The sequence below is a fragment of the Actinotignum sp. usb-actsch-213 genome (assembly GCF_059085665.1).
Genome location: NZ_JBHNSQ010000061.1, coordinates 1 through 13,380, shown reverse-complemented (window position 1 = coordinate 13,380; position 13,380 = coordinate 1). Strand labels below are relative to the sequence as shown.

Annotated in this window: 12 protein-coding genes; 8 read left to right on the top strand and 4 right to left on the bottom strand. The window is 62.4% G+C overall.

What is annotated here, in order from left to right:
- Positions 1-10: 10 nt before the first annotated feature.
- On the bottom strand, positions 11-592 hold the full coding sequence (locus AC5RK6_RS06440) for a DUF4232 domain-containing protein (RefSeq protein ID WP_320758140.1): 582 nt from the start codon (positions 590-592) through the stop codon (positions 11-13).
- 198 nt (positions 593-790) lie between these two features.
- On the opposite strand from AC5RK6_RS06440, the gene gnd reads away from it, so the two are divergent.
- From gnd to AC5RK6_RS06415, 5 genes are all read left to right on the top strand, one after another.
- Positions 791-2,248: an NADP-dependent phosphogluconate dehydrogenase gene (gene gnd, locus AC5RK6_RS06435; protein WP_320758139.1), complete on the top strand. Its 1,458-nt coding sequence runs from the start codon at positions 791-793 to the stop codon at positions 2,246-2,248.
- A 560-nt stretch (positions 2,249-2,808) separates the two neighbouring features.
- Positions 2,809-3,861: a siderophore ABC transporter substrate-binding protein gene (locus AC5RK6_RS06430; protein WP_320758138.1), complete on the top strand. Its 1,053-nt coding sequence runs from the start codon at positions 2,809-2,811 to the stop codon at positions 3,859-3,861.
- Positions 3,862-3,924: 63 nt separating this feature from the next.
- Positions 3,925-4,926, top strand: a complete 1,002-nt coding sequence (locus AC5RK6_RS06425; RefSeq protein ID WP_414429735.1) for an ABC transporter permease — start codon at positions 3,925-3,927, stop codon at positions 4,924-4,926.
- Positions 4,923-5,978, top strand: a complete 1,056-nt coding sequence (locus AC5RK6_RS06420; protein ID WP_320758136.1) for an iron chelate uptake ABC transporter family permease subunit — start codon at positions 4,923-4,925, stop codon at positions 5,976-5,978. The genes AC5RK6_RS06425 and AC5RK6_RS06420 overlap by 4 nt, the downstream gene beginning before the upstream one ends.
- Before the next feature lie 107 nt (positions 5,979-6,085).
- Positions 6,086-6,838, top strand: a complete 753-nt coding sequence (locus AC5RK6_RS06415) for an iron ABC transporter ATP-binding protein (RefSeq protein ID WP_320758147.1) — start codon at positions 6,086-6,088, stop codon at positions 6,836-6,838.
- Here the strand turns inward: AC5RK6_RS06415 and AC5RK6_RS06410 are convergent.
- Positions 6,835-7,719 (bottom strand): trimeric intracellular cation channel family protein, encoded by an 885-nt coding sequence (locus AC5RK6_RS06410; protein WP_320758135.1) that lies wholly within the window; start codon positions 7,717-7,719, stop codon positions 6,835-6,837. The two genes, AC5RK6_RS06415 and AC5RK6_RS06410, sit on opposite strands and share 4 nt — an antisense overlap.
- 206 nt (positions 7,720-7,925) lie before the next feature.
- On the opposite strand from AC5RK6_RS06410, the gene AC5RK6_RS06405 reads away from it, so the two are divergent.
- Positions 7,926-8,156, top strand: coding sequence for a hypothetical protein (locus tag AC5RK6_RS06405; RefSeq protein WP_320758134.1), 231 nt, complete (start codon positions 7,926-7,928; stop codon positions 8,154-8,156).
- Positions 8,157-8,216: 60 nt separating this feature from the next.
- On the opposite strand, the gene AC5RK6_RS06400 is transcribed toward AC5RK6_RS06405, so the two are convergent.
- Both AC5RK6_RS06400 and AC5RK6_RS06395 read right to left on the bottom strand, forming a co-directional pair.
- Positions 8,217-9,284 (bottom strand): endonuclease/exonuclease/phosphatase family protein, encoded by a 1,068-nt coding sequence (locus AC5RK6_RS06400; protein ID WP_320758133.1) that lies wholly within the window; start codon positions 9,282-9,284, stop codon positions 8,217-8,219.
- Positions 9,285-9,309: 25 nt separating this feature from the next.
- A complete protein-coding gene (locus tag AC5RK6_RS06395) occupies positions 9,310-11,322 on the bottom strand; it encodes an acyltransferase family protein (RefSeq protein WP_320758132.1) in 2,013 nt (670 codons plus the stop codon).
- A gap of 162 nt (positions 11,323-11,484) precedes the next feature.
- On the opposite strand from AC5RK6_RS06395, the gene AC5RK6_RS06390 reads away from it, so the two are divergent.
- On the top strand, positions 11,485-12,513 hold the full coding sequence (locus tag AC5RK6_RS06390; RefSeq protein WP_435730941.1) for an ATP-binding cassette domain-containing protein: 1,029 nt from the start codon (positions 11,485-11,487) through the stop codon (positions 12,511-12,513).
- Positions 12,510-13,355 (top strand): ABC-2 family transporter permease, encoded by an 846-nt coding sequence (locus tag AC5RK6_RS06385; RefSeq protein ID WP_435730942.1) that lies wholly within the window; start codon positions 12,510-12,512, stop codon positions 13,353-13,355. Before AC5RK6_RS06390 ends, AC5RK6_RS06385 begins: the two co-directional genes overlap by 4 nt.
- The last annotated feature ends 25 nt before the right edge of the window (positions 13,356-13,380 follow it).

The window sequence follows — 13,380 nt, the reverse complement described above, 5'->3', positions numbered from 1 at the left end:
TGATTCCCCGCTAGCGGACTTCGCTCAGCAGGTCGATATCATCATCCTGGCAGCCCGTGAGATTGACGGGAATGTCAATATCCTCCCCGCCATCCTCGATATCCACCTCAAGATGGGTGGCGGGCTTGGTGGGAGCACACCCGGGCACACTCCCGGCATCAGCCACCGCCACCGTCCAGCTCACGCTGGCACCCGGAGCAATGCTGCCAGCCTGGGAGCTCAGTTCCAGATTCTCAGAGACGCCATCCCCGGCGGCGTCTTTCAGCTCGATCTCCACATCCGGATGCAGGGTGCAGGCCGCCTGCGAAGAATTCGTGAGGGTGAGGATATGAGTGCCGGCAGCGCTGCCGGCTTCGAAAGTGGCGGCCAGATGGGCTGCCCCGCAGGCTCCCGCCGCGGCNGCGGCGGCGGCGTCGTTCTTTCCATTATGAGCATCGGAGCTCGGTGCCACGGCACTGGCCTGGGGCGTGGCGCTGGTATTCGCGGTAGGGGCATCCGCGGTGGTGGCAGTGTCATTCGAGCACGCGCTCAGGGTCACGGCGGTGGCGGTAGCGGTGGCGGCGATCAGGGCCGCGAAACGTGTTCTTTTCATACCGCCACCCTAACAAGCACCCGCGAAACCGGCCGTTTTTCGAAGCAAGATGGCAAGATTCTCATCCTGCTGTCATATTCCACACGGTCGCTAAGAATCGAACGAAACACATATCCACCACTTCCACGCGGGACTCTAGAATAGACACGTTAGAAACCTCAATCAGGCGTTCGTAGAAATCTCAGAAGAAGGAGCCGCATGTCTATTCCCACTCCGCCCGTTGGCGTTGCAGATATCGGAGTAACTGGAATGGCGGTGATGGGCTCGAATCTGGCCCGCAACCTCGCCAGCCGCGGCTACAAAGTCGCTATCCATAATCGCACCGCCGCGAAGACCGAGCGGGTGACGGCGGAACACGGCGGTGAAGGGGAGTTCTACCCGAGCGAATCCATGGCGGATTTTGTGGCCTCGCTGGCCCGCCCCCGGGTGGCCATTATTATGGTCAAAGCCGGCAAGCCCACCGATGCTGTTATTGAGGAGCTCGCCGATCTCATGGAACCGGGCGATATTATCGTGGACTGCGGGAATTCGCTTTTCACCGATACCATGCGCCGCGAAGCGGAGATCTCCGCGCGCGGGCTGCATTTTGTGGGCACGGGGGTATCCGGCGGCGAAGAGGGCGCACTCAAGGGCCCCTCGATTATGCCCGGTGGCACCCGCGAATCCTATGATCGCCTCGGCCCCATGTTTGAGGCGATTGCCGCGCGTAAGAACGGCGAACCGTGCTGCACCTACGTGGGCCCCAACGGCGCCGGCCATTTCGTGAAAATGGTGCATAACGGCATCGAATATGCGGATATGCAGCTCATCGCGGAAGCTTATGACCTCATGCGCACCGCCCTGGGCATGAGCGCCGCGGATATTGGCGACGTTTTCGAACGCTGGAATTCCACCGAGCTGGATTCCTACCTTATTGAGATCACCGCCGAGGTGCTGCGCCAGCGCGATGCCGCCACCGGGGGCGCGCTCGTGGACGTGATTCAGGATGCCGCCGCCCAGAAGGGCACCGGGGCCTGGACCGTGCAAAACGCCGCCGCTTTCGGGGTTCCTGCCACCGGTATTGCCGAAGCTACTTTCGCGCGCAGCCTGTCCGGGGATAGCGCGGAACGTGCTGCCGGCCGCAGCCTACCCGGGCACACCACCGAGGTAGCGGTGGAGGATCGCGAGCGCTTTATCGAAGATATTCGCCTGGCTCTCTACGCCTCGAAGATGGTGGCCTACTCCCAAGGTTTCGAGCTCATCCGCAAGGGTTCCCTGGAGAATTCCTGGGGTATCGACCTGGGCGCGATGGCGCGAATTTGGAGGGCCGGGTGCATTATTCGCGCGGCTTTCCTCGACCGTATTACCGAGGCTTATACTCGCCAGCCCGATCTGCCGCTGCTCCTGGCTGATCCCTATTTCAGCTCCGAGATTTCCGGGGCCGTGGAGGCCTGGCGCCGGATTGTGGTGTTCGCCGCGCAACGCGGGGTGCCGATCCCGGCCTTCGCTTCCTCACTGGCCTACTACGATGGCGTGCGCGCCGAGCGCCTCCCGGCGAATCTTATTCAGGCCCAGCGTGATTATTTCGGGGCGCATACCTACCGCCGGCTCGATACCGAGGGCGTTTTCCACACCGTCTGGCAGGATCCCGCCCGCCCGGAAGAACGCTGGGACTAGAGCGGGGCTGAAACCAAGCGCACCGAAACAAAAAGTGCCGATGCTGAGAGCCTCGGGACTAGTCAAGGTTTGTTGAGATATCCACATCTGTGAGATATCCCGGAGCGCCCTTCACGCCGCGGTAACTTTCGGTAGCGTAACCTTGAAGAGTAGTACCGCGGCGTGGGGTCTCCCGGATTCTCAACGGAGCGCATAGGTATCCCGTACGCCAGTGGCTATACACCACAGCGACTGCACCTCGGTGGCAAGATCCGTTCCACATCTTGCTGCCGAGGTGCTTCTACCCCCGGTGCCATGCAGGGTGACGACGACGCCGCGCTAACGCGCGGGCCGCTGGCCCGAGGTCCTATAGCACCAGCACCGAACCCGCCCAAAAACTCCACCTTCGTGACAGCGTCGCTAAAATCCGCCACATTAGTTAAGGCTTATACACTGGACTGGCCTGGGAAATTACCGCACTATAAGCACAGCCTTGAATTAAGGTGTCCCGTATAAGTACACTCATGGATGGGTTAGGACTTCCTTCCCTAACGTATTTTTACTCTACGCAAAGGTAAACAATGAAGAAGACAGTTCGCGGCTTTTTCGCGCTTGTGGCTGCCAGCACCCTCGCGCTGGGCGCTTGCTCCAATAACTCGGCCAAGGATACCTCCTCACCTTCCGCCGCCGCTTCGGAACCTGCCGCTGAGGCCACCACAGAGGGCGCCGGCACCGTTTCGATCACGGATTCGCATGGCACCCAGGAAGTTCCGGTCAACCCGGAGCGCGTGGTTTCCCTGGATAACCGCACGTTCGAAACTCTGCACGAGTGGGGCGTCAAGCTTGTGGCGGCACCCAAGAAGGTTATGCCCAAGGATTCCGCGTACGTCGCAGATGAATCAGTTGCAGATATCGGCAACCACCGCGAACCGAATTTTGAGGCCATTACCGCGGCTAACCCCGATCTGGTCATCGTGGGCCAGCGCTTCGCCCAGCATTATGACAAGATCAAGGCCGCCGCTCCGAACGCCGCGATTATTGACCTGAACATCAAGCTGCCCAAGGAAGAAAAGGATGCGGACGCCAATAAGTCCGGCGAACTCCTCATGGACGGCATGAAGAAGGACGTTGAGGATCTGGGCAAGATCTTCGGCAAGGAAAAGGAAGCCGCTAAGCTCAACGCGGATCTGGATGCCGCGATTGCCGCCGCGCGCGATGCCTACCCTGCCGGCCAGAAGGTTCTCTCCATCAATACCAGCGGTGGCAAGATGGGCTACCTCGCCCCGGGCGTGGGCCGCACCCTCGGGCCGCTCTACCCGCTCCTCAACCTCACCCCGGCCTTCGATCTGGGTGAAGGAACCGCTAACCACAGGGGTGACGAAGTTTCCGACGAAGCCCTGGCCCAGGCCAATCCCGAGTGGATCCTCATTATGGACCGCGATGCCGCGGTCGGTAAAGGCAGTGAGGCCCACGGTGCTGATCTGGTAACCAACTCCCCCGCCATGGCCAATGTGCCGGCGGTGCAGAAGAAGCAGATCCTGACCATGCCCGCGGATACCTACATCAACGAAGGTCCGCAAACCTACATCGAATTCCTCAACGACCTGGCCAAGGCCTTCAAGGCCGCCAAGTAGCTCAGGCTAACGGTTTACTAACCTGCGGGGGCCGGGNACCCGGCCCCCGCAGCTTGTACGCCCATGACAACACCACCGCAGAGTTCTCTTTCCTCCCGCAGGCCTACCGCGAGTAGACTGCTGCGAGCCCTACCGCTCACCCTCGGCGTCGTGATTCTGGCGGGTCTCGTCTATCTATCCATGACCACGGGCACCTACAATATCGCCGAGCACGAAGACGGCGAATTCATGTATTTCGCCACCCGCATCCCCCGTACCGCCTCCCTGGTGCTGGCCGGTGCCGCTATGGCGATGTGCGGGCTGGTCATGCAATTACTGACCCAGAATAAATTCGTGGAACCCACCACCACGGGCACCACCGAATGGGCCGGCCTCGGGCTGCTCGTGGTCATGTTCCTGGTCCCGCATACCTCGCTTATTGAGCAGATGCTGGCAGCTATCCTTTTCGCTTTTATCGGCACCATTATTTTCTTCTTGTTCCTCCGCCGGGTGACGCTGCGTTCCTCGGTGATTGTGCCGATTGTGGGAATTATGCTCGGCGCGGTGGTATCCGCTATTTCCACCTTCTTCGCCCTCAAAACTGACACTCTGCAGACCCTGGGGGTCTGGTTCCAGGGCAGTTTCGCGAATGTGGTGGCCGGACGTTACGAACCGCTGTGGATTGTTCTTATTGCCACCGTCCTCATTTTTATCCTGGCCGACCGCCTCACCGTGGCAGGCCTGGGTGAGGATGTGGCCACCGGGCTGGGCGTGAACTACAACCTCATCGTGCTGCTCGGCACCGGGGTGATCGCCCTGACCACCGGCGTGGTCACCGTGGTGATTGGCCGTATTCCCTTCCTCGGGCTTATCGTCCCTAATATTATTTCGTTGCTGCGCGGGGACGATCTGCGTTCTAATCTCCCCTGGGTCTGCGTTTTCGGAGCCGGAATCCTCACGGTCTGTGACCTGGTATCCCGCACCCTCATCGCCCCCTTTGAAATCCCGGTGTCCCTCATCCTCGGCACCCTGGGAGCGGCCGTGTTCATCTTCCTTATTCTGCGGCAGCGGCGGAGGCTCTCATGAGCGTCGTCGTACCACAATATCCCGAAAAGTCTCGCGTTCCTGGACAAGCTCCCAGCCACGCGGGCGCTTTCGCAACCCCGCGGGCGCGGCGGCGCTACTGGTTGCTGCTGATCGGCACCGCGCTGCTCGGCTTGGCCTGCACCGCTCTCTACTTTGTGTGGAATATTCCGGTGGCGGTGGGCTCCGAAGGTTTCTGGATTATTACCCGGATGCGTGCCGAGGCAGTTTTTTCTATTCTGCTGGTGGCCTTCTGCCAGTCGCTGGCCACCCTCGCCTTCCAGACGGTCACCACTAACCGAATTCTCACGCCGTCGATTATGGGTTTCGAGTCGCTGTATTCGGTGATTCACACCTCCACGATTTTCTTCTTCGGGGTGGCCGGGTTCGTGGCTTTCACCGGGGTGCGAGCTTTCCTTATCCAGGTGGCGATTATGGTGGCCTGCGCGCTGGCGCTGTACGGGTGGCTGCTGCGCGGCAAACTCGGCAGCCTTCATATTATGCTGCTAATCGGCATTATTATCGGCACCGGGTTGGGGTCACTTTCCGCTTTTATGCAGCGCATGCTTACTCCTTCCGAATTCGATGTGCTTTCCGCGCGTATGTTCGGCACTATCGCGAATGCTCGCTCGGATGTGTTCGTGGCGGCGCTCCCGCTGGCGCTGGGCGCCGGGGTGGCGCTCCTCCTCATTTCGCGTTCCCTCAATGCGATTGCGCTGGGGCGGGATGTGGCGGTGTCGCTGGGCGTCAACCACCTGCGTATGCTCCTTATTTCTCTCACGCTTATCGCGGTACTTATCTCGGTATCCACGGCGCTGGTGGGGCCCATGACCTTCTTCGGTTTCCTGGTTGCTACCCTCACCTACCAAGCTGCGGATACTTACGATCACCGTTTCCTCTTCCCCATGGCCGCCGTGATCGGTTACGCGGTACTCATGGGTGGCTTCTTCGTGATGAAAAATATTTTCTCGGCGGAAGGCGTGGTCTCCATCATTATTGAACTGGTGGGCGGCCTGATGTTCCTCGTCGTCGTTCTGAGAAAGGGGCGGTTGTAATGCGCCACCGCAAGAAAACAGCAGGCACACATATCGAGGTTCCCGCACCGGTTCCGCCGGTTGTTTCCCCGCATCTGCGTGCGGCTGATCTGAGCTGCGCGGATCCGATGATCCGCATGGAAGGTACCCGCCGCGACTACAGTTCGGAGGTGCGGATCGGCCCGGTGACCTTGGATATTCCGCGCGGTGGGGTCACGGCGCTGGTGGGCCCGAATGGTGCGGGTAAGTCCACGCTGCTGACGATGATCGGGCGGCTCATGCGTATGGACGCGGGCGCGATTGCGGTGGCGGGTCTTGATGTGACGACGACGAAATCCGCCGATCTTGCCAAGATTCTCGCGATCCTACGCCAGGAAAATCACTTCGTTACTCGCCTGACGGTGCGCCAGCTGGTTGGCTTCGGGCGGTTCCCGTATTCCAATGGGCGCCTCACTGCCGAAGATGAGGAGATTATCTCCCGCTATATTGATTTCCTGGGGCTCACGGAGCTGGAAGGGCGCTACCTGGATGAGCTGTCCGGTGGGCAGCGCCAGCGTGCCTACGTGGCGATGGTCCTCACCCAGGAAACCGATTGCGTGCTGCTGGATGAGCCTCTCAATAATCTGGATATTTCGCATTCGGTGCAGATGATGCGCCACCTGCGCCAGGCCGCGGATGAGCTCCACCGCACCATCGTGCTGGTTATCCATGATATTAATTTCGCGGCACGCTACTCGGATCGCATTATTGCCATGCGGGAGGGCATCGTTATGGACGCGGGCACCCCTGCGGATATTATGACCCCGGAGCGCCTTTCCGCGATTTTCGACGCGGAGATTGATGTGATTCCCGGCCCCTGCGGCCCGGTTGCGATTTACTAAGCATGTGAGCCAGCATCTCCGGAGCCGCCCGAGCCGGAAGAATTCGCTTGGCTCTTCTTGCTGAGTGCCCGCGCGCGAAGCGACTGGCGGGATTGGTTGCGCCGTCGTACCGCACGTTCCTGGCGTTCCGCACGCGCAAGCCGACGGTGTTCTTCGTCCCGCAACCTACGCATCCGCCGGCTCAGCGAAGAACTGACGTGCTGGAGAGTATCGTTCACGGAATAGTCCCGATTCACGGGCAGCGACCACTCGAAAACGCGAGCCAGGATCACCAGCAGCGAAGCGAGCAGGGTAGAAACCGCCATCGCCAGCATCGGCGCGTGGTTGTACCAGAGCACCACCGCGGGGAACGCCGCGATAAGCGAAGCCGTGGCATAAAGAGTATTACCGCCGAAAATCACCGGGGTGCGGCCCACCGTGATATCGCGGATAAGCCCGCCACCCACCGCGGTAATCATGCCCATCATGACCGCCGGCATCACGCCCAGTCCGGCGTTGAGAGTTTTGATAACACCAGTGGCGGTCCAGGCACCCATAACGGCAGCGTCCATGACCGTCATAAAGCGCCGCACCCATTTCCCGCGCAGGCGCAGCAGATAGGCCACCAGCGCCCCGAGCAGGGCGCAGCTGAGATAGTAGGGATTGGTGAGCGCCACCGGTGGTTCCTTGAGAAGCGGCGCCTGCTGGATAAGGATATCGCGCAGCATACCGCCACCCAGGGCGCTGATAATCGCCACGATAACGAAACCAACGATGTCGAAAGATTTTTCGCGGGCCACCATGCCGCCAAGGATGGCCGCCACGAACACCCCGAAAATATCTAAGAGGTCAAAAACAACCGGAGACCATTCCGAGAGCGTATCCAAATCCACGTCTCCCATTCTAGGTGACGGAAGTTTTCAAGGAGTGGGATTGGGGGTAGATGGTGAAGGAATATGACAGCAACGGGTCCGGAGTTATCCGCAGAATTACTCCGCGTTTTTCCACAGGTTGTGGATCGGTCTTTTTGGCGCTTGCATACCACGCAAGAATGACGGAGAAGCACACGTAACTACTTCGCCATAAGACGATTGAAGGAGTGAGACATATGGATATTGCCGAGGATCGGCTGTGTACTCCGGAACTTACGTTTACATCACTTGAAGATGTTCTCAAGCGCAAGGAAGAAATCTTGCGTGAGGTCAGAATGACCCGGGAAGAATTCGACTTGCGCGCTGATAACTACCAGCTCGGACCAAAAGAAACTAACGCCTACTTCGAAATGGAAATCCTGGATCGCTTCGAGGAGTACTACCGTGGTGAACGCACGATTGGATGAGCTCGCTAACGAGTTTGCGGCACATTTACAGTTGCTTGCGGGCCCCGCCCCAGCCAGTCCCTAAGAATCGGATTCCGTTGCCGGCGTGGGATCAGTAGCAGGAGCAGCAGCCGGCTTGAGCCGCACGATGATGCCGCGGTGATCGCTGGCCTTACCCGGGTCGATGATCTCCCCGGCCACCCCGCGGTAGGCCCCCGAGCTCATGACCCGATCAATTGGCGAGGCCAGCAGCGCGGGCACCCTGGTGGGCCACGTCCCCACCGCGCCAATTCCGGCGTCAGCCCCCAGATCACGGCAGGTCGAGCCAGGGCTGAGAGCAGCCTGGTGGTCCGCCGTCGAATTAAAATCCCCTGCAACAACCGCATCCGGCACGGCCGCACACACCTGGTACAACGCCCGCGCCTCCGCGCGCCACAGATCCATATACGCAGGTACCGGAGCCGTGGGATGCCCGGCCACGAACATCGGAGCACCCGGGCGCGCCCCGTCGCGCGGCGCGGCCGCCACCGCGCGTGCCAGATCATCGCCGTAGCTTTCGCTCAAATCCACCGCTTCGTACTCCCCGCGCGCGGCTGAAACGAGCAGCACCGAAGAGCGCCAATCGGCGCTATAGCGAGAAACACCGCCGTCAAAAAGCTGGTAGTCAACCCCGCGCGCGGCCAGCTTCTCCTGAATCTCCGCACCGGCATCGCCCGAGGTTTCAATCAGCGAAACCGCATCTGCCCCCACCCGCACGATGGTATCGGCCAATTGATCCCAGTCCACGCGCCCGCCCTCGGTGTTGTACTGCACCACGGTGAGCTCGCCGGCCGCGGGCGCACCGAGAGTCTCCCGCTCCAGCCCGCGCCCGCTCAAGGTTCCGGCATGCGCGAGGGCCACGAGTAGTAGCACGACGGCGCAGCTCACCGCCACGCGCCCACCCCCAAAATACCTGCGGACCGCACCGAGCAGCCCCACCGCGAGCGCGGCGATCAGCATCCCGAGCGCCAGCGCCCCGCGGCTGGACATGATCTGAGCCCCGGGCACCACGGTGGCAAGCCGGGCGGCCGGACCGAACCAGGCCGGTTGCACCGTGAAAACCGCGAAGACGGCAAGGAGCAACCCGAGAAGAGAATTGAGAACGCGCACCGCTCCTACCTTTCCGGCTGGCCTTTTAGGCCCCGCACAGGGCCTGCTGGATAAGGGTAGCGAAGTGCTGCTGCCCGGTGGGTGTGAGATGGATGCCATCGTCACGCAGGAATTCTTCGTGGCCTTCGGTGGCCGCCCACCAATCAATAATGCCCACATTCGGGTGGGAGGCGGCGTAGGCCTTGAGCAGCTCGTTATTCGGGTTTTGGGCTGGCAGCGGGCTGCGGTTCGTCACGAAATAGACGGGAAGACCCTGAGCGGCGTCCACCAGTTTTTGGATATCCGCCTCCCCGCCAATAGCTCCGTTCGAGCCGAGCGCATAGATAAGCACCCGCGGCTTCTCCCCGAGGGCTTGGCGCTCGGCGAACACCTCCGCGCCGGCGGTAAATTGCCGGCTGACCTTACCGTCCACCACCGAATTGGGAAGGACCTCCTTGAGGGCCTCGGTGGCACCCAAAGTCACCGAATCACCGATCATCACGGCGTTAGCCCCGCAAACACCGGTGGCCGGGTCCTTACTCCACGCTGAAGCATCCAGATTGCCCGGTACTTTCGTGGCGATGGGCTGGAGAGCGCCCGGCGCGGGAGTTGGACTGGGAGTGGGCGCCGCGCTGGTGGCGGCCGGAGCCGAGACAGCCGGGGCGGAGCTGGCCGGGGCCGAGATAGCGGGCGCAGGGGCGGCGAGCTCGGGGCGCAGCGCCACCGCGCGGGAATCCGCGAGGCGCTGCCAGGAAATCGGCGCAAAAGCCAGCAGAGTCACGAGCAGGAGAGACACCGCGCTCAGCACCGCGAAGGCCGTGTCACTCAGCTGGTTCTTACCCGCGAAGCTACGCCAGTTACACCAGTTACGCGAGCCGGTGCACCACGTGCGCATATCGCTACGCCACGTGCGCAGGCTAGTCCACCAGCTACGTAAACCCGCGCGCCAGCCGGCCCGCGCCAAGCGCGCGCTCGGATGCTCCACACACCGATAAAACAGCTCCGCCACCAGGCCCACCACCAGCAGCTGCCCGATCTTGGCCGCCCCGGAAATCTCCGCGGTGCGGGTTGCCGGATTCATGAAAAGCAACAGCGGATAGTGAACCAGGTAGAGGGAGAAGGATCGCGAACCCACATAGGCAAAAGGTGCACTAGCCAATACCCGGCTCAGGCCCAGCCGCGGGTTGTGCACGGTGAGGACAATAAGTGCGGTCAGAAGCGCCGTCGTCGTTAAACCACCCGCGTACGTGAGAGCCGATTCACCATCCGCCCATACAGCCAGCGCCAGCAGCGCCAGGAGAGCGGCGCCGGTGCCGACCCGCAACGCGAAAGCAGAGGTGGCGGAACGCGCGGGAAGCTGCGGCGTCGTACTATCCGCGCGCGACCACAGGGACGCAATATACGGCGAAACGAGAGCCGCAAGCGCGCCAATAAGGATTTCAGCGGCGCGAGTATCCAGGCCGTAGTAGGCGCGGGTGGAATCCGGACCCGCGAAGAAAAGCACGGCCATGAGCAGCGCGGAGGCGAGGGCCAGGCCCGCCACGATCCGCACCGTCGAGTAACGCACCCGGCGCAGAGCCAGCAGGATGAACGGCCAGAGCAGGTAGAACTGGGCGAGGACCCCCAGGTACCACAGGTGAGTGAGCGGGGACGGCAGGCCGGAGGCCGCGAAATACGGGACCTCCCGGAAAATATAGACCCAGTTACTCGCGAAAAGCGCGGCCGGGAGGGCGTCAGCCTGCACTTTCGGGAGCAGGCTGGGCGCAAAAATGTAGCTGAAGAGCGCAGCCCCCGCGATGGTGACGAGAACCGGAGGCCACAGGCGCAGGAGGCGGCGGCGCAGGTAACGCAGGTAGGAGAAGCGGCGTTCGCGGCTCAGCTCGCGCAGCACGCTGCGGGTGATGAGGAAACCGGACAGCACGAAAAACACCGTGACGCCGATGAATCCGCCGGTCAGCACCGCCGGACGCATGTGATAGAGCACCACCGCAATGATCGCGAGCGCGCGGATGCCGTCGAGGGCGCGGATGCGGGTGGTGGTGCGTGAGGATTGCGGCATAGGCACATTCTAGGACTGCGCGAATACGGGGAGGCGAGACACGGGGCGGCGGAGCGTCCATGAGATGAGGACCACCGGGGAGCGTGCGGGGCGGCTGTAGAATAGGCGGCGCGAGTGCCAACGCGGCCGGGCACTCACCAATCCAGCACGAAAGGACTGCCTGTGATAACAGTCGAAGCCCTGACGAAACGCTACGGTGCGACCACCGCGGTCGATAACCTGAGTTTCCAGCTCCAACCCGGGAAAATCACCGGGTTTCTCGGCCCGAATGGCTCGGGCAAATCCACCACGATGCGCTGCATTATGGGGCTGGATCGCCCCACCTCCGGGCGTGCCCTCATCGCCGGGCAGCCCTATGAGCAGCTCGCCTCCCCGCTCACCACGGTGGGCGCACTACTGGATGGCAAAGCCTTCCACGGTTCGCGCAGCGCGCGTAGCCACCTGCAGATTCTGGCTGCCACCCACGGGATTCCCGCTCGGCGCGTGGACGAAGTCATCGAATTGACGGGCATCGGGACCGTGGCCAAGCGTAAGCTCAAGGGCTTCTCCCTGGGTATGGGCCAGCGGCTCGGGATTGCCGCGGCGCTGCTGGGTGATCCGGAAGTGCTGCTCTTCGACGAACCCGTCAACGGGCTGGACCCGGACGGGGTGCGCTGGGTGCGTCTGCTCATGCGCACGCTCGCGCAGCAGGGCCGCACCATTCTGGTGTCCTCGCATCTCATGAGCGAAATGCAGCAAACCGCTGACGACCTGCTGGTCATCGGGCGCGGGCGCATGATTGCTTTCGGTCCCATCGAGAGTTTCACCGAAGCCGCGGCGAATACCACGGTGCTGGTGGCCTCCCCCAACCGGGCCGGCTTGGAGGGTGCGCTGCGGGCAGCCGGGCTGGACTTCCAGGATGCTAGCGAGGTTGCGGGGCCCGCGGCGGGCGCGCCGGAGGCGCACGCCACGCCGGTTGGGCACGCCACGCCGGTTGGGCACGCCACGCCGGTCGCCCCGGTCGCCCGTTTCGCGATCCCGGGTGGTTCACGCGCGGCCATCGGCAAAATCGCCTTCGAGGCAGGGGTGCAGCTGGACGAACTGGCTACCGTCCACCGCTCGCTGGAAGATATTTTCATGGACCTGACCGGCCACGACGTCGAATACGGCGCGGGCCGCCCCACCACGAACCTCCCGGGAGGCCACCGATGAGTACCGCTTATGTTCCCCCGCGCATCAGCCAATTCGCGGCTCCGAACTACCGAGTCACGCTGGGCCGCTCGCTGCGCTCCGAACTGCGCAAGATCCTCACGCTGCCTTCGCTGCGCTGGACGCTCGTCATCGGGACGCTCTTCTCCCTGGCGATCACCGCGCTCACGGCCTGGGGTTCCAGCGAGCTCGAACTCAATGCGTACGCCACCGCCATGGGGGCGGAGCATTCCCTCGCCGCATACGTCCTCATCAGCGCGAGCAGCATTTTCCAGATCATCATGGTAGCTTTCGGCGCCGTCACGGTGTGCTCGGAATACGCCGCGAATACCATGCGCTCCACCGTGAGCGCCGACCCGCGCCGCTGGCGCAACGTGGCCGCCCGCACCCTCGCGCTCAGCCTGGTCGCCCTGGCCACCACGTTGGTGCTCCTAGGATTGGGCGCCGTGGTGGGCACCCTCTTCGGCCTCACAATCGGCTTCAGCGGCGATGCCTGGTGGCTCTTCCTTAACTTCATCATCGCCATGGTCACCTCCGCGTGGATGGCCCTGGGAATCGGATATCTGCTGCGCAGTTCTGCCGGCACCATTGTGCTCATCCTCGCGGTGATGATGCTCTCCCCGGTGCTCGCGCTTATCCCTTCCGAGTTCGTGCGCAGCTTCGTGATCCCCTACCTGCCGCCGATGCTCCTCACCGCGGCGCTCAGCCCGCCCGGCCTCAACGCCGGCGCCGACGTCACCTCGTTCACGGTTTCCAGCCCGGCCCTCGGCCTGGGGCTGTGGTGCGCGCTGGCGGTGGTGCTGCTTGCCCTGGGCGGCTGGCGCTTCTCGCGCTCTGACGTGTAGTCACGCCTGAGCCGCGGCGCTTTTA